This window comes from Pseudomonas sp. RC4D1, from assembly GCF_018390395.1.
GTDB lineage: Bacteria > Pseudomonadota > Gammaproteobacteria > Pseudomonadales > Pseudomonadaceae > Aquipseudomonas > Aquipseudomonas danubii.
Genome location: NZ_JAHBAW010000003.1, coordinates 129,086 through 144,322, shown reverse-complemented (window position 1 = coordinate 144,322; position 15,237 = coordinate 129,086). Strand labels below are relative to the sequence as shown.

Genomic DNA, 15,237 nt, shown 5'->3' with positions numbered 1-15,237 from the left:
GATGGACACGGCGACATGAGATTCGCGACCGGCCTGTTTTTATGCTGCGCCCTCGGCGCCACGCTGAGCACCCACGCAGCAGAAACCGTCAACGACATCACCCAGCTCAACCCCATCGTGGTGGACCAGGTGGCCCGGCCCACCACCCTGGAACAGATCGTCAAACGGGTGGCCGAACACCCCGGCCCCATCGCCATCGGCGGCGGGCGCTACAGCATGGGCGGCCAGACTGCCACCGAGCATGCCTTGCAGATCGATATGCGCGGCTTCGACCGGGTGCTCGGTTTCTCCCGCGAGCACAAGGAAATCACCGTGCAGCCCGGCATCACCTGGCGCGCCCTGCAGAGTTTCATCGACCCCTACGATCTGTCCGTGAGCATCATGCAGAGCTACGCCAACTTCACCGTCGGCGGCGCCCTGAGCGTCAACGCCCATGGCCGCTATGTCGGCTATGGGCCGCTGGTGACCTCGGTCAAATCCATCAAGCTGGTGCTGGCCGACGGCCAGGTGGTCGAGGCCAGCCCACAAAGCAACGCCGACCTGTTCTACGGCGCCATCGGCGGCTACGGCGGCCTAGGGGTGATAGTCGAAGCCACCTTGCGCCTGAGCGACAACGTGCGCCTGCTGCGCAGCTTCGAAGAAATGCCCCTGGGCGACTACCGCTCCTACTTCCTCGACCGGATCGAACACAACCCCAAGGTCATCCTGCATAACGCCGTGCTCTACCCCGACCAGTACCAGACCCTGCGCGCAGTGTCCTACAGCCAGACCGACCTGCCGCTAACGGTCAAGGAACGCCTCACGCCCCTGGACCAAAACTACTGGAAAGAACAGAAAGCCCTGAAAGTGGTGAGCCAATGGCCCGGGGGCAAGGCCCTGCGCCAGGAGGTGATCGACCCCCTGGTGCTGAAGAAACCCCAAGTCTCCTGGCGCAACCACGAGGCCAGCCTCGACGTGCGCGAACTGGAGCCCGACTCCCGGAGTAAGCGCACCTACGTGTTGCAGGAATACTTCGTGCCCACCGACCAGCTGGAGAGTTTCGTCCAGGAGATGGGCGCGACCCTGCGGGCGCACAGGGTCAACGTGATCAACCTGTCCATCCGCCACGCCAAGGCCGACCCCGGCACCTTGCTGGCCTGGGCCAAGACTGACGTGTTCGCCCTGGTGCTGTATTACCAGCAGAGCACGGCAGAGGCGGAACGGGCCGCGGTGCGCGAGTGGACCCGGGCCCTGGTGGACAGCGCGATCAAGCGCGGCGGCAGCTACTACCTGCCGTATCAGATCCACGCCACACCGCAGCAGTTTCGGGCGGCCTATCCGCGGGCCGGGGAATTTCTCGCACTCAAGGCGCGGGTCGATCCACACAACAAGTTTCGCAACAAGCTGTGGGACGCCTACGGCAGCGACAACCGGGGCAAATAGGTCGCGCCCCGGGGCTCAACGGGCCCCGGACTTGTCACCGGCCAGCACCTTGCGTTGCTGAAGGAAAATCACCCCGTCACCGTCAAAGGCGATCACGTCGGCGGCGCTGAACGTAGCACCGTCGCCGTGCTCATGCCGCAGCCAGCCCTCGGACCACAGGTCGCCGCTTTCATAACGGACCTGGACGAAGTAGTAAGGCGCTTCGCTGCGGGTGACTTCAACGTAGTGCCCACCATCGACGCCGCCCTGCCACTGGGCCCGGGGATGTTCCGGCAATGTGTGCACGGCTTCTTTGAAAAGGCTCGTCCAGGCAATCCCGAGGGCAACCAGTATCAGCGTCAGTGCGCCGATCGACATGAGAAAACGCTTCAACCAGATCAATCCAGGATCTCCACTACCATCCACCTCCGCGAGCGGTCCCGCGGAGCAGTCGGCCATTTTGTTGAAGGCCCCGCGACTGCGCAATGAAAAACCGCAGGCACTTGCCAGACGCCGGCAGAGCCTTCAGCCTTGCCCGGCGCGGCAACCGTGCAAGCGGCTTGGCGCCACTTCAACTCTATCGAGACACCCTGGCATGCGTATCACCCTGACGGACATCCGCCTCACTGCGGCGCAAGACCTCTGCGTCGGCTTCTGCTGTGCCTTCGGCGAGGGCCGCGGCCAATGGCTGGGCCCCTCGCCGAGGGTCGGGCACGACTACGAAGTGGAACTGAGCCTGGAGGACGAGTTCAGCTGGAATGACAACCTGGAGCCCTGTGCCCAGGGCCCGTTCCGCCTGCATTGGGACCAGGGTGCCTTGCAGGTCAGCGGGCGCCTGGTTCAGGTCGATGAGGATGGCGTCGCAGCCCTGGCAGTAGGCCCCTCGATCATCCTCCTGTCCCTGCGGGGTGGCCCCGAACGCCTGCCGCAGTGGGTCAGCCTGCGCGCCCGCCAGATCAGCCTGCAGCCCATCGCGCTTTGAGCGCCCACGACGAACCACAGTGCAGCGCAGGAAACCCGCAGGGGGGTGTTTGAAGGGGGGCTGAGCGCCTTTCAAGGGCTCGAACGTCGCCGGACGCGACAGTTACACAACCTGGCGTTCGCAGGACATTACTCCGGGAGGGTGTTCGCCCAGTGCTCTGGCCTTGGCAATCCATGCACCGGTAAAGAGCCCTTGCACCGGGCGAACGATTGGCATTCTAGTGCAACTGAAGGGGAAAATCCGTGGGTGGATTCTGAATAAAACTGAACACCAGGGTGATCCGTCGCCCTCGCCGCCGGCTCGCCCCTCGGTTCAGCCCCATCGACCCTGGCCCGCGGGGCTGTCCTGCAGCCCCCCTCAATACCCGGTCATCTCCAGATAACCGCTGCCGGTGTGGCTGCCCTCCAGGGTGATCGGCCCCTCCCAATAGGGAATGCTCAGTTTCATCCACGACTGGGGATTCAAGGCCCGGGTGCTGATGTCCAGCTTCTTATCGGGAATCTTCAGGTGCCAGGCGATCGGCAGACGCCGCCCCTCGACCTGGGCCTCCTCCAGGGGCGTCATCTGGATCTGCTCGCGCCCCAGGCTCTGGGTGCTGCCATCGAGATTGATCCAGGTGCCAGTGATGTAAGGCGCGCGATGGTTCTCCCGCACCCGGAACAGCATCAACCGCTCACCGCTGTCCAGGTGCAGGGAGAACCAGTCCCAACCGGTCTGATCGGCGGCCAGGGGCTGGCTGCTCCACTCCCGATCGAGCCAGGCCGGGCCGCTGACCTCATAGCGTTGGCCGTCGATCTGCAACTGCCCCGACGCCTGGAAGAACGGCTGGCTGTAGTAATAGGACGCCTGACCCTGGTCCGACTTGCGGCTATAACCGCCCACGCCCTGCAGCACCAGCGGCTGGCTGCTGGACAGTTGCAACTGATAGGCGAACCCCGGCCCGCTGGCCTGCACCTGCATCCGGGCCAGGGGATTGTCCCCGCTGGACAGGCTGGTGAAGCGCCAGTCATCGATCCAGACCTGGAACGGCTGCGCCGTGGCCCCGGCCTGCCCCACCCCGCCCCGGGCATAACGTTCGGCAGCATGGTGACGGCTGGCCGAAGTGACCGCCGCGTGCCCCAGCCAGACCAGCGGTGCGCCCCAGCCGGGCTGCTCGGGCGCGGCCCGCAACGCACTGCGAAACAGCGTCCATTGCACACCGAATTGCCGACCTTGAGCGTCCTTCAGGTTGGCCGTCAGGTACCACCACTCGATGCGAAAACCGTCGTGTGGGCCATGATCGGCAGGAAAGCTGAAGGTGCGCCCCGGCACCACCGGGGCAAAGGCCGAGGCCTCGTTGCCCAGCCCGGCAAAACCCTGGGGCGCCGTGGCGTCCTGGTCGCAGCCGGCCAGGAGCAGAAACAGCAGCGACAGCCACCGGCAATCAATCTTCATGGGCAAAGGTCCTCAGCAAATCCGCCGGTTGTGCACGGTACAGTTTCAACAGCGGCCAGGCCGAGGCCGCCAGGGTGGCCAGCATGGCCAAGCCCAGCAGTTGCAGGATCTGCCCTGGAAACACCCGCAACGGCAGGCTCCAGCCAAAGGCCTGGACATTGATCACGCTGTTCAGGCACCCGGCCAGGACAATCCCCAGGGGCAACGCCAGTATCAGGGTGAGCACCGCCAGCAGCCAGGTCTGCCCGAGGTTCAGCAGCATCAACTGGCGTCGGCCCACCCCCAGGGCCCAGAGCGGCGCCAACTGGCCCAGGCGGCTCTGGCTCTGGGTCAGCAGGCTGATGAACAGTGCCACCCCGGACACCCCCAGGGTCAGGCTATTGAGGGCGGCGGTGGCGGCGAAGGTGCGCTCGAAGACCTGCAGCGACCACCCCTTGAGCCGGGCCTGATCGATGATCCGGCTGTCATCCAGCTGAAACTGCTGTTGCAAGGCGCCGATCAGCGGCGCAACCGCCTCCGGCGCAAGCCGCAGGTTGAAACGGTTCGGCGCCAACTGCGGCCAATGCGCCAGCAGGTGCTGCACATTCACCAGCAAGTGCCCCTTGGGATTGCCGTAGTCGGCATAGATCCCCACCACCTGGGGCGCCCAGTGCCCTGCCGGCACCGGCAGTTCCAGGCGATCCCCCAACCGCACCTTGAGCCGACGGGCCAACTGTTCGCTGAGCATCACGCTGTCGTGCGCCGCCAACTGTGCCCAGGGATCGGCCCCCTGGGCCTCCAGCAACGGCCAATGCTGGCGATAGCTGGGATGGTCGATCACCCCGTACAGGTCCGCCGGCCAGCCCTGAACCTGCAACGCCACCTGCCAGCTGGGCAGCACCGCCGCCACCTGGGGCTGGCGCGGCAGCCAGTCCAGCAGTTGCCCGGCCTGTTCGGGGCTTTGCGGGTTGAGGTAGAGCTCGGCGCTCAGGCGCTGCTCCAGCCAGTCGTTGAAGGTCTGGCGAAAACCGGCGGTCATGCTGCCGGCGCCAATGTTCGCCGCCAGGGCCAGCAGCAGGGCCATCAAGGCCAGGCTCAGGGCCGGCAACTGCTGCCGACTATCGGCGAGAAACCATTGCCCCAGCACCCCGCGACTGCGCCCCAGCAAGCGGCCCAGCACGGCATTGAGCAGCACCGGCAAGCCCAGGGCCGCCGCCAGTAGCAAAGCCGCCAGCAGCACGAAACCGCTGGCCAGGCTGTCGCCCCAGCGCCACGCCGCCAGGGCCACCAAAAGCGCCAGGCAAGCCATCCAGCCCTGGCGCCGCAACCAGTGGGCATGGGCCTGATGCCAGGCCTGGGGATTGGCCAGGGCCAGCAACGGCAGGCGCGCCGCCCGCAACAGACTGGCGCCACCGGCCAGCAAGGCCCCCAGCAGACTGAGGCCGATGCCGCTCAACCACCACCAGGGACTCAGGCTCAACTGCCCGGCCACTTGCGCGCCGTACAAGCCCCGCAGGCTGGCGGCCACGTCCGGCAGCAACACCCCGGCCAGCAGGTAGCCGCTGACCACGCCAGCCACACCGCCCAACAGCGCCAGCCCTCCCAGCTCGACGATCAGGCAGGCAATCAGCAGCCGCGCGCTGACCCCACAGGCTCGCAGGGTACGCAGCAAGCCGCGCCGCTGCTCCAGGGCCAGGCCAATGGCGGCGTGCACGATAAACAGCCCCACCACAAAGGACAGGAACCCCAAGGCATCCAGGTTCAGGTGAAAGCTCTCGGTCAGGCGCGCCAGATCGCCCTCTGCTTCCCCCTGGCGCAGCACCAGTTGCCCCGCCAGTTGCGCCGGCAGTGGCGCTGCCTGGGCGGCAAAGTCCTTGGGCAGCAACAAGCGGCTCAACTGTCCGGGCTGGCCGAGCACCTGCTGGGCAAAACCGATGTCCATCAACAGCAGCCCCGGGGCCATGTCCGCCTGCACCCGCAGCGGCGGCAAGCGCTGGCCATTGACTGCCTGGGGTTGCTCGCCCTCTTGCAAGCCCAGGCTGGCCAGGGTCTGCGGCGCCACCCAGGTGGTGCCCGGCGCACTGAAGAACTCGACCATCTGTTGCAGCGCCAGGGCCTGCCCGGCCACCGCGGAACCGGCGGGCAGCGATAACGGCTCGATGCCCATCACTTGCAGGGGCTGGTCGGGGTGATCCTTGAGCTGCACCCGCCCCTGGAGCACCGGCGACACCGGCCAGCCGGCACGGCGCAGCTCGACGAACCCCTGCTGGGAAAAACTCGCACCACTGGCGCTGCCCAGGCTGGCCTGGGGCTCGCCGCCGATCAACTGGCTGGCCCGGGCATAACTGTCCCGAGCCTGACTGTTGAGGGCCAGGACCCCAGTCAACAAGCTGGTGGCCAGCCAGAGTCCGGTGAGCACACTGAAAAACTGCACCGGATGCCGGCGCCAGTGGCTCAGCAGCGCCTGCATCGCTGTGACAAAGACCCCCATCTCAAGCCCCGACCGGGTCGGCCAGACGACCGCGTTGCAGCACCACCGTCTGTTGCAGGCGGCTGGCCACCCGCTGGCTATGGGTGACCATCAACAAGCTGGTGGGGCTGTCCGCCAGTAGCTCCAGCAACAGCTGCAACACCTCGTCGCTGGTGGCCTCGTCGAGGCTGCCGGTGGGCTCGTCCGCCAGCAACAATCCGGGTTTCGCAGCCAGGGCCCGGCCCAGGGCGACCCGTTGCTGCTGGCCGCCGGAGAGCTGCTCCGGGTAACGCCGCAGCAAATCCCCCAGGCCCAGGCGCTCCACCAGTTGCGCCTGCCACAGCGGATCGAAGCGCCCGGCCAGGCGCGCCTGAAAGCCCAGGTTGTCCTCGACCCGCAGGCTGCTGATCAGGTTGAACTGCTGGAACACCAGGCCCACTTCAGTGCGCCGCCAGTTGGCCAGCTGGTGTTCGTTCATCTGCTCCAGGCCGTACTCGCCAATGCGGATGCTGCCGCGATCGACCTTGTCCAGCCCCGCCACCAGATGCAGCAGGGTGCTCTTGCCGCTGCCCGACTCGCCCATCAGCGCCAGGCTGCTGCCCTGCCCCAGGTGCAGATCCACACCCTGCAGCACCGCCAGCGGGCCCTGGGGCGTGGGGTAGCTCTTGAACACTCCTTGTACTTGCAGCATGGGCTGATTCGTCCGACCTGAGAGGGGAACCAAGAATAACCCGTGCGCCCCAGGACCTGCGCAAAGCTTCACCGCTCTCCAGGCCGTCAGGCGCTCTGCGACCGCTGGGCGAGCACTGGCCCCTATCGTCCAGCCGCCACGAAATATAGTATTGCGCCCCTTTTGTTCATTGCAGGAAGCACCCATGACCTACACCAGGGCCCAATTGCAGTACCGGCTGTACATCGCCGCAGGCGCACTGTTGTTTACCGGTGCCTTGATCTCGACCTTTTTCTCGACCCTGAAAATGCTCTATTGGCGCCTGGACAGCTACACCGCCATGGCCTCGACCATCAATCGCCCGATCAAGTACTTCGTGTACCAGGTCAACGCCAATACCCAGCCGCTGAACTGGTTCTGGGACAACAGCCCGACGCCCAGCTTCATCGACCTGAGCTACTCCTCCCACTGGAAATTCCTGGTGATCTACCTGTTGATCTTCGTCGGTGCGGCGCTGTTCGCCACGGGCCGGGGGATGATGCGCAAGGTCGAAGAGGTCGAGCCGCTGATCGAAGCCCAGCTCAAGGCCCCGGCCGAGGAAGGCGTGCCCGCCAAGACCCTGCAGGAGCTGGAGGACTCGACCCTGGTGGGCAAAGCGCCGTCGTTCTTCAGCCAGACCCGCCTGCTGGTGGCCTGGCCCCTGGGCGCTGCGGCGGTCTACCTGGGCCTACTGTGGATGCTGGGCATCATCTGAGCCCGGCGCCGACGGTTCGAGCAGCGCGTCTGCCACCGGGTACTTGACCACCACCCGGTTGCGATACAGGCACTCCTGACGCAGCAGCTCGGCGTCCTGGCCCTTGCTGCGGATGTCGCGCCAGATCTGGTTCTCCCGGTACACCCGGGCGCCCTCGCGCACAAAGCGGTGGGCCCGCTGATAAACGTGATAGCGATGCTCGCGCGGCTGCTCGCAAAGCAGCTCGCCCTCCAGCTGTTGCGCGCCGACCTGCAGCTTGAGCTGCAAGGTCTGCGGCCCGGGGTTGTACAGCACCAGATCGATGTAGTTGTAAAAGATCGCCGCCCCGGAACCGAAGGGCAGCACCCGCCCCTCGTCGGGAAACGGGTCGAAACTGTGGTTGGCCCGTTCCACCACCTCCAGCGGCGAGTGCATCGCCATCCAGTGAATCAGGTTGCTCAGCTGGCAGATGCCACCGCCGATGCCGCGGCGGGCCTCGCCGAACGACAGCTCCATGCCCTCGACAAAACCGCGTTCTCGACTGGGCCGGCCCACCAGTTTGCAGAAAGAAAAATACTCCCCAGGGGCGATGCGCACGCCATCGATGCAGGCCACCGCCAGTTTGAGGTTGATCACCTTGTTGTGCTGCAGCGCCAGGTCGCAGTCGCCCAGGGTGCGGATCAGTTTCGAGGTGTGCTTGATCAGGCGATGGGGCAAGCGCGGGCTGCCGGGCTCGGGCCGGGCGTAACGGCGCCCGGAAAAGCGCCAGGCCAGATGACGCATCAGGCGCTTCTGGCGTACTCGCAGCCAGTACAGCAGCGGGTGATACGAGGACAAGGGTTTCATCGATGGTTAAACGGCGGCCCGGCGCGACGACGCAGGAGCCGGCTTCGTCCTTGAAAAAAAGAGCGGCATCTTAGCGGCAAGCCTGCGCCCATGCCAGAAGCCCTGCACCCGAGCGCCCCGTACTGGAATGCCCCGTGGAACAGGCCCAGCCCTAGCCCAGCAACTGGCTGAGCACGGCCCGCAGCTTGCCCGGTTTCACCGGCTTGTTGAGCAGCGGCGCTCCCAGTTGCTGCAAGGCCCGGCGGCACTGGTCGCTGCGGTCGGCGGTGATGATCACCGCCGGCAGCGGCTGCTGGAAATGCTCGCGCAACTGCTGCACTACCTGGCAGCCGGTGACCCCGTGATCCAGGTGAAAATCCGCCAGGATCAGTTCCGGCGCCCGGCCCTGAAGCACCGCCAGGGCGGCCGCCTGATCGGTGGCGGTGAGCACTTCACACCCCCACTGCCCGAGCAGCGCGGCCATGCTCTCAAGAATGCTCAACTCGTTGTCCAGCACCAGCAGGCGCCGCCCCGGCAGCGGATTGCCGGTGCCCGGCTGCGGTGCCTGCAAGCTGATGGGCAACGGCACCCGGGCCGCCAGGGGCACCTGGATGCTGAACCGCGAGCCGCGTCCCGGCCGCGACTCCACCTGCACCCGGTAGCCGAGGATCTTGGCGATGCGCTCGACAATCGCCAGCCCCAGGCCCACGCCTTTGCGGTCGGCGGCGCGGCCCACGTCCAGCTGATTGAATTCGAGGAAGATCGACTCCAGGCGGTCAGCGGCAATGCCGCGCCCGGTGTCCCACACCTCCAGCCGCAACTGATCGCCGCGGCGCCGCGCCGCCAGCAAAATGCTGCCGCGCTCGGTGTAGCGGCAGGCATTGCTGAGAAAGTTGCGCAAAATGCGGGTCATCAGCCGCAGGTCGGTGAACAGGGCAAAGTCGCCGAAGCGCACCCGCAGCTCCAGACCGGCCGCCTCGGCCACCGACTGGAACTCCGACACCAGCGGCGCGAGCATTTCATCCAGGCGATACACCGCCAGGTCCGGCTTGACCGCCGCCTGGTCGAGCTTGGAGATGTCCAGCAGATCGGTGAGCAAATCCTCGGCGCCTTCCAGGGCCTGGTGGGTGCGTTCCACCAACAGTTGCTCGGCGGCCGGCAGGCGCCGCTCGCGCAAGGTGGAGATCAACAGCCGCGCGGCATTCAGCGGTTGCAGCAGGTCGTGGCTGGCGGCGGCCAGGTACTTGTCCTTACTGCGGTTGGCCGCCTCGGCAGCGTCCCGGGCATCCCGCAGATCACACTCGATGCGTTCGCGCCGGGCGATCTGCTGCTGCAGGTTGCGGTTGGCTTCCAGCAGTTCATCGGTGCGCGCGGCGACCCGCTGCTCCAACTGGTCGTTGAGCTGTTCCAGATGCTGCTGGGCCAGCTTGCGTTCGGTGATGTCAGCGACAAACCCTTCCACCAGCCCGTCCTGGTCGGGCTTGAGCAGCAGGTTCATCAGCACATCGATGCTGCTGCCGTCCTTGCGCCGCAGCTGGGTTTCATAGCCCAGCAGGCTGCGCTGGCTCTGCAACTGCTCGCCGATGGCCGCCAGTTCCGCGGCGCCGCCGACGAACAGATTGCCGGCCAGATCGGCCAGGGAGAACAGCACTTCCTGGGGGTCCTGATACCCCAGCATGCGCGCCAGGGCCGGGTTGGCCGCGCGCATGCCGGCCTGCAGGCTGGCCTGGAAGATGCCGTGCACCGCGTGCTCGAACAGCCACTTGTAGCGGTTGCGCTCGGTTTCCAGGTCTTCCAGGCGCGCCGCCAGTTCCGGGTAGTGGCTCTTGCGCGCCGAGTGGTTACCCAGCCCCAAGAGCCCGGCCAGGGCCCGTTGCTGTTCGTCAGAGGGCCTCGCCATACACCACCTCGACGTCACGCTGGCTGGATTCGCGCGGGTTGGTGAGGATGCACGGATCGTCCATCGCATGCTGGGACAGGAACGGAATATCGCTGCTGCTGACCCCATGCAGGCCCAGGGTTTCGTGGAAGCCGATGGCGCGCTTGAGGGCGATCAGGTGCTCCACCAGCCGCCCGCAGATCTGCCGCTGGTTGAGCCCGCGACAGTCGATGCCGAAGGTCTCGGCAATCACCTTGAAGCGCTCCGGTGCCGAGCTGTAGTTGAAGGCCACCACATGCTCCACCAGCACCGCGTTGCACAACCCGTGGGGCAGGTCGAGAAAGCCCCCCAGGCTGTGGGACATGGCATGCACCGCACCGAGAATCGCGTTGGAGAACGCCAGCCCGGCCTGCATGCTGCCGAGCATGATCTGCTCGCGCAGGGCGATGTCCGCCGGGTTGGCGATCATCTGCACCAGGTTGCCGTTGATCAGGCGCATGGCTTCCAGGGCATGGGGATCGGTGAGCGGGCCGTGGCCGGTGGAAACAAAGGCCTCGATGGCATGCACCAGGGCGTCGATTCCGGTGCAGGCGGAGAGGAACGGGTCCATGCCCAGGGTGGTTTCCGGGTCGATCAGCGACACATCCGGGACCACCGCCTTGCTGACGATGGAGAACTTCATCCGCTCCTGCTGGTTGGAGATGATGACGAACTGCGAGACGTCCGCCGAGGTGCCGGCGGTGGTGGGAATCATGATCAAGGGCGGGCTCGGCACGCGGATCATGTCCACCCCCTCGAACTCGAGGATGCTGCGCCCGTGGGCCACCACAATGCCGATGCCCTTGCCGCAATCCATCGGGCTGCCACCGCCGACGGCAACGATCACATCGCAGGCGTTTTCGCGGTAGACCTCGGCGCCCTGCATCACCTCCTCCACCCGCGGGTTGGGCGACACCTGGCTGTACAGGCAATAGTCGACGCCCTGGGCCTGGAGACTGGCCTCGACGTCGGCGACCCAACCGGCGGCGATCACCCCGGGGTCGCTGACCACCAGGACCTTGCGCGCGCCGAAGGTCTTCGCATAGTTGCCGACGTTATGCCGGCAACCGGCGCCAAAGATGATTTCCGGAGACACGAACTTGCGCAGGAGACTGAGATTCTGGCTCATGGGGGAAGCCTGTTTTCTTATTGTTCTGGAAGGAGAACGCCAGCCTAAAGCATCCGTTGCTGAAAGCAATCCGACCATCGGCGGACTTCGCAGCCTCGGCAGCGGCTACAGGCCATGTAGCCGCTGCCGCAGGCTGCGAACGGCACGAGGGGCAGCAGCGCTCTTGAGGCCGCTGCGGGTTTGGCGGGAGATGGTCAAGCAAGGCCCTGCGGGCCTTTTCGCAGCTTCGCCGTGGCTCAGCAGCGGCTACAGGGCCAGTGCCGATCCGAGGTTGGTGTAGCCGCTGCCGCAGGCTGCGAACGGCACGAAGGGCCGCAGCGCTCTTGAGGCCGCTGCGGGTTTGGCGGGTGATCGTCAAGCAAGGCCCTGCGGGCCTTTTCGCTGCTTCGCCGTGGCTCAGCAGCGGCTACAGGGCCAGTGCCGATCCGAGGTTGGTGTAGCCGCTGCCGCAGGCTGCGAACGGCACGAAGGGCCGCGGCGTTCTTGAGGCCGCTGGGGGTTTGGCGGGTGATCGTCAAGCAAGGCCCTGCGGGCCTTTGCGCAGCCTCGCAGGCTCGGCAGCGGCTACAGGGACCTGGGGGCGTCAGAGATGGATGTCCATGCCGTCATGCGCCACTTCGATGCCGCGGCGGGTCAGTTCGGCGCGCTCGGCGGAGTCTTCGTCGAGGATCGGGTTGGTGTTGTTGATGTGGATCAGCACCTTGCGCGCCCGGGGAAAGCGCTCCAGCACATCAAGCATGCCGCCGGGGCCACTTTGCGCCAGGTGGCCCATTTCGCTGCCCAGTTTGTCGCCGACGCCACAGACGCGCATTTCGTCGTCGCGCCACAAGGTGCCGTCCACCAGCAGGCAGTCGGCGCGGTCCATCCATTCCAGCAGGGCCTCATCCACCTGCCCCAGGCCCGGGGCGTAGAACAGGCTGGCGCCGCTGCGCCGATCCGCGATGAACAGGCCGATATTGTCCCCCGGGTGCGGGTTGCCGCGATGGGGCGAATACGGCGGCGCGCTGCTGCGCAGGACAATGGCCCGCAAGGCGATGTCTGGGCAGGCCGGTAGGCTGAATTCGCGGCCATCGAGGTGGATGGGCTGCCACTGCAAGCCGCCGTTCCAGTGGCTGAGCATGTTGAACAAGGGGAAGCCGCTGCACAGGTCCTGATGGACCATCTCGGTGCACCAGACCTGATGCGGGCAGCCTTCGCGCAGGCTGAGCAGGCCGGTGCAGTGGTCGATCTGGCTGTCCAGCAGGATCACTCCGGCCAGGGCGGTGTCGCGTAGCTGTCGGGCCGGTTGCAGGCTCGGGAAGGATTCCAGCTGCTGGCGAATATCCGGCGAGGCGTTGCACAAGATCCACTCGCTGCCGTGGTCGCTCAGGGCGATGGACGATTGGGTACGGCGCTGGGCGCGCAGGCTGCCGTCGCGCACTCCGGCGCAGTTGCGGCAGTTGCAGTTCCACTGGGGAAAACCGCCACCCGCCGCGGAACCGAGAATGCGGATATGCATGGTGTGCTCCAAAGGGGCAGAAGACTCCGGCCGCCACCCGGGCCGGCCGGAGCGGGACGGCTCAGCGGTTGGCGAAGTACATGGTCACTTCAAAGCCAATACGCAGATCGGTGTACGCGGGTTTATGCCACATGGGGTCAATCCTCTTGTTGTGCCGGGGATTCCGGTAGAGGCATTAATGCACGAGGGGCGCGGCGCCCGAATGCTACTTTGGGACGAGCCGGCGGGGTGCGTTGGTAGGGGCTTGGCGCGTGTGTAGCCGCTGCCGCAGGCTGCGCACGGCTTGGGCGGCATGCCGACGCAGGAGACACAGGGGGCATGAGAACCAGGCGGTTGACGGGAAACCGTCAAGCAAGGCCCTGCGGGCCTTTGCGCAGCCTCGCACGCTCGGCAGCGGCTACAGCAGCTGGAGGTTTGGCGGGCGATCCCCAGGCAAAAAAACGGCGCGACGTCCACCCAAGACGTCGCGCCGTTGCCACACAAAGCGGGGCAGCACCCAACTACCCCGCTCTTTCTTGCCCTTAGAAGAAGCCCAGGGGGTTGATGTCGTAGCTCACCAGCAGGTTCTTGGTCTGCTGGTAGTGGTCGAGCATCATCTTGTGGGTCTCGCGGCCCACGCCGGATTTCTTGTAACCACCGAACGCGGCATGCGCCGGGTACAGGTGGTAGCAGTTGGTCCACACGCGGCCGGCCTTGATCGCCCGGCCCATGCGGTAGGCGCGGTTGATGTCGCGGGTCCACAGCCCGGCGCCCAGGCCGAACTCGCTGTCGTTGGCAATCGCCAGGGCTTCGGCTTCGTCCTTGAAGGTGGTCACGCCCACCACCGGGCCGAAGATCTCTTCCTGGAACACGCGCATCTTGTTGTGGCCCTTGAGCAGGGTCGGCTGGATGTAATAGCCGCTGGACAGGTCGCCTTCCAAGCGCTCGGCGGCGCCACCGGTGAGCAGCTCGGCGCCCTCCTCCTGAGCGATCTGCAGGTAGGAGAGGATCTTCTCGTACTGCTGTTGCGATGCCTGGGCGCCGACCATGGTCTCGGTGTCCAGCGGGTTGCCGCGCTTGATCTTGACGATCTTCTTCATCACCTCGGCCATGAACGGCTCGTAGATCGACTCCTGCACCAGGGCCCGGGATGGGCAGGTGCAGACTTCACCCTGGTTGAAGAACGCCAGCACCAGGCCCTCGGCGGCCTTTTCGATGAACTTGGGCTCGGCCTGCATGATGTCTTCGAAGAAGATGTTCGGCGACTTGCCGCCCAGTTCCACGGTGGACGGAATGATGTTCTCGGCGGCGCATTTCATGATGTGCGAGCCCACCGGGGTCGAGCCGGTGAAGGCGATCTTGGCGATGCGCTTGCTGGTGGCCAGGGCCTCGCCGGCTTCGCGGCCAAAGCCCTGGACGATGTTCAGCACCCCGGCCGGCAGCAGGTCGGCGATCAGCTCGGCGAAGATCATGATCGACAGCGGGGTCTGCTCGGCGGGCTTGAGCACCACGCAGTTGCCGGCGGCCAGGGCCGGGGCCAGCTTCCAGGCGGCCATCAGCAGCGGGAAGTTCCACGGGATGATCTGCCCGACCACGCCCAGGGGTTCGTGGAAATGGTAGGCGGTGGTCAGTTCGTTGATCTCCGCGGCGCCGCCTTCCTGGGCGCGGATGCAACCGGCGAAATAACGGAAATGGTCAGCGGCCAGGGGCACGTCGGCGTTGAGGGTTTCGCGCACCGCCTTGCCGTTGTCCCAGGTCTCGCTGACCGCGAGGATCTCCAGGTTCTGCTCGATGCGGTCGGCAATCTTCAACAGTACCCGCGAGCGGTCCTGGACCGAGGTCTTGCCCCAGGCCTCGGCGGCGGCATGGGCGGCGTCCAGGGCCAGGTCGATATCGGCGGCGCTGGAACGGGGGAATTCGGCGATCACCTCACCGTTGACCGGCGAGGTGTTGGTGAAGTACTGGCCAGCCACCGGCGGCACGAACTGGCCGCCGATGAAATTGCCGTAGCGTGGCTTGAAGGACACGACGGCGCCTGGGGTTCCGGGTTGTGCGTAGATCATGCTGAGCCTCTGCTGGTCGAGGCCTGTCCGACGACAGGCGATGAACCGATGGTAGAGAGCCCCGCCTGCCGGACGAATGCATCGTTGGCAGGGGGGGCTCTCGTCATTTGGTCGTAGGTTGATTGCCCTGTGCGGGAGCCGGCTTGCCGGCGAAAG

13 protein-coding genes are annotated in these 15,237 nt (G+C 66.0%); 3 read left to right on the top strand and 10 right to left on the bottom strand.

Translation table 11 applies throughout. From position 1 onward, the window contains the following. The first annotated feature begins 15 nt into the window (after window positions 1-15). Window positions 16-1,422 (top strand): FAD-binding oxidoreductase, encoded by a 1,407-nt coding sequence (locus KHO49_RS25590; RefSeq protein ID WP_213666047.1) that lies wholly within the window; start codon window positions 16-18, stop codon window positions 1,420-1,422. Window positions 1,423-1,437: 15 nt separating this feature from the next. On the opposite strand, the gene KHO49_RS25585 is transcribed toward KHO49_RS25590, so the two are convergent. After that, on the bottom strand, window positions 1,438-1,803 hold the full coding sequence (locus tag KHO49_RS25585) for a hypothetical protein (protein ID WP_213666046.1): 366 nt from the start codon (window positions 1,801-1,803) through the stop codon (window positions 1,438-1,440). Window positions 1,804-1,996: 193 nt separating this feature from the next. On the opposite strand from KHO49_RS25585, the gene KHO49_RS25580 reads away from it, so the two are divergent. Then, on the top strand, window positions 1,997-2,383 hold the full coding sequence (locus KHO49_RS25580; RefSeq protein ID WP_110597199.1) for a hypothetical protein: 387 nt from the start codon (window positions 1,997-1,999) through the stop codon (window positions 2,381-2,383). Window positions 2,384-2,740: 357 nt separating this feature from the next. Here KHO49_RS25580 and KHO49_RS25575 read toward each other — a convergent pair whose 3' ends face one another. The 3 genes from KHO49_RS25575 to KHO49_RS25565 are packed head-to-tail and all read right to left on the bottom strand — an operon-like array spanning window position 2,741 to window position 6,957. Then, a complete protein-coding gene (locus KHO49_RS25575; protein ID WP_213666045.1) occupies window positions 2,741-3,817 on the bottom strand; it encodes a lipocalin-like domain-containing protein in 1,077 nt (358 codons plus the stop codon). After that, window positions 3,807-6,287, bottom strand: a complete 2,481-nt coding sequence (locus tag KHO49_RS25570; protein WP_213666044.1) for an ABC transporter permease — start codon at window positions 6,285-6,287, stop codon at window positions 3,807-3,809. Before KHO49_RS25570 ends, KHO49_RS25575 begins: the two co-directional genes overlap by 11 nt. A 1-nt stretch (window position 6,288) precedes the next feature. Continuing rightward, window positions 6,289-6,957: an ABC transporter ATP-binding protein gene (locus KHO49_RS25565; RefSeq protein ID WP_102880331.1), complete on the bottom strand. Its 669-nt coding sequence runs from the start codon at window positions 6,955-6,957 to the stop codon at window positions 6,289-6,291. A 184-nt stretch (window positions 6,958-7,141) separates the two neighbouring features. Here KHO49_RS25565 and KHO49_RS25560 point away from each other — a divergent pair, with 184 nt between their 5' ends. Next, window positions 7,142-7,690 (top strand): YniB family protein, encoded by a 549-nt coding sequence (locus KHO49_RS25560; RefSeq protein ID WP_102880330.1) that lies wholly within the window; start codon window positions 7,142-7,144, stop codon window positions 7,688-7,690. Here KHO49_RS25560 and KHO49_RS25555 read toward each other — a convergent pair. From KHO49_RS25555 to exaC, 6 genes are all read right to left on the bottom strand, one after another. Beyond that, the gene (locus KHO49_RS25555) at window positions 7,664-8,515 is read right to left on the bottom strand and encodes a VanW family protein (protein ID WP_213666043.1); all 852 of its coding nucleotides are present in this window, start codon (window positions 8,513-8,515) and stop codon (window positions 7,664-7,666) included. The genes KHO49_RS25560 and KHO49_RS25555 overlap by 27 nt on opposite strands. Window positions 8,516-8,666: 151 nt before the next feature. Then, window positions 8,667-10,394 (bottom strand): PAS domain-containing hybrid sensor histidine kinase/response regulator, encoded by a 1,728-nt coding sequence (locus KHO49_RS25550; RefSeq protein ID WP_110653662.1) that lies wholly within the window; start codon window positions 10,392-10,394, stop codon window positions 8,667-8,669. Beyond that, complete coding sequence (ercA, locus tag KHO49_RS25545) at window positions 10,378-11,541, bottom strand: alcohol dehydrogenase-like regulatory protein ErcA (RefSeq protein WP_213666042.1); 1,164 nt, start codon at window positions 11,539-11,541, stop codon at window positions 10,378-10,380. Before ercA ends, KHO49_RS25550 begins: the two co-directional genes overlap by 17 nt. Window positions 11,542-12,124: 583 nt before the next feature. Next, window positions 12,125-13,039, bottom strand: a complete 915-nt coding sequence (pqqB, locus tag KHO49_RS25540; RefSeq protein WP_213666041.1) for a pyrroloquinoline quinone biosynthesis protein PqqB — start codon at window positions 13,037-13,039, stop codon at window positions 12,125-12,127. A gap of 61 nt (window positions 13,040-13,100) precedes the next feature. Then, window positions 13,101-13,172, bottom strand: a complete 72-nt coding sequence (pqqA, locus tag KHO49_RS25535) for a pyrroloquinoline quinone precursor peptide PqqA (protein WP_011060521.1) — start codon at window positions 13,170-13,172, stop codon at window positions 13,101-13,103. A 388-nt stretch (window positions 13,173-13,560) separates the two neighbouring features. Continuing rightward, on the bottom strand, window positions 13,561-15,081 hold the full coding sequence (exaC, locus tag KHO49_RS25530) for an acetaldehyde dehydrogenase ExaC (protein WP_110597206.1): 1,521 nt from the start codon (window positions 15,079-15,081) through the stop codon (window positions 13,561-13,563). Window positions 15,082-15,237: the final 156 nt, after the last annotated feature.

Excerpts from the sequence above, each read along its gene's own strand:
- KHO49_RS25560 (WP_102880330.1), top strand. The coding sequence starts at position 7,142 with ATGACCTACACCAGGGCCCAATTGCAGTACCGGCTGTACATCGCCGCA.
- exaC (WP_110597206.1), bottom strand. The coding sequence starts at position 15,081 with ATGATCTACGCACAACCCGGAACCCCAGGCGCCGTCGTGTCCTTCAAG.
- KHO49_RS25575 (WP_213666045.1), bottom strand. The coding sequence starts at position 3,817 with ATGAAGATTGATTGCCGGTGGCTGTCGCTGCTGTTTCTGCTCCTGGCC.
- KHO49_RS25570 (WP_213666044.1), bottom strand. The coding sequence starts at position 6,287 with ATGGGGGTCTTTGTCACAGCGATGCAGGCGCTGCTGAGCCACTGGCGC.
- ercA (WP_213666042.1), bottom strand. The coding sequence starts at position 11,541 with ATGAGCCAGAATCTCAGTCTCCTGCGCAAGTTCGTGTCTCCGGAAATC.
- KHO49_RS25580 (WP_110597199.1), top strand. The coding sequence starts at position 1,997 with ATGCGTATCACCCTGACGGACATCCGCCTCACTGCGGCGCAAGACCTC.
- KHO49_RS25550 (WP_110653662.1), bottom strand. The coding sequence starts at position 10,394 with ATGGCGAGGCCCTCTGACGAACAGCAACGGGCCCTGGCCGGGCTCTTG.
- KHO49_RS25565 (WP_102880331.1), bottom strand. The coding sequence starts at position 6,957 with ATGCTGCAAGTACAAGGAGTGTTCAAGAGCTACCCCACGCCCCAGGGC.
- KHO49_RS25555 (WP_213666043.1), bottom strand. The coding sequence starts at position 8,515 with ATGAAACCCTTGTCCTCGTATCACCCGCTGCTGTACTGGCTGCGAGTA.
- KHO49_RS25590 (WP_213666047.1), top strand. The coding sequence starts at position 16 with ATGAGATTCGCGACCGGCCTGTTTTTATGCTGCGCCCTCGGCGCCACG.
- pqqB (WP_213666041.1), bottom strand. The coding sequence starts at position 13,039 with ATGCATATCCGCATTCTCGGTTCCGCGGCGGGTGGCGGTTTTCCCCAG.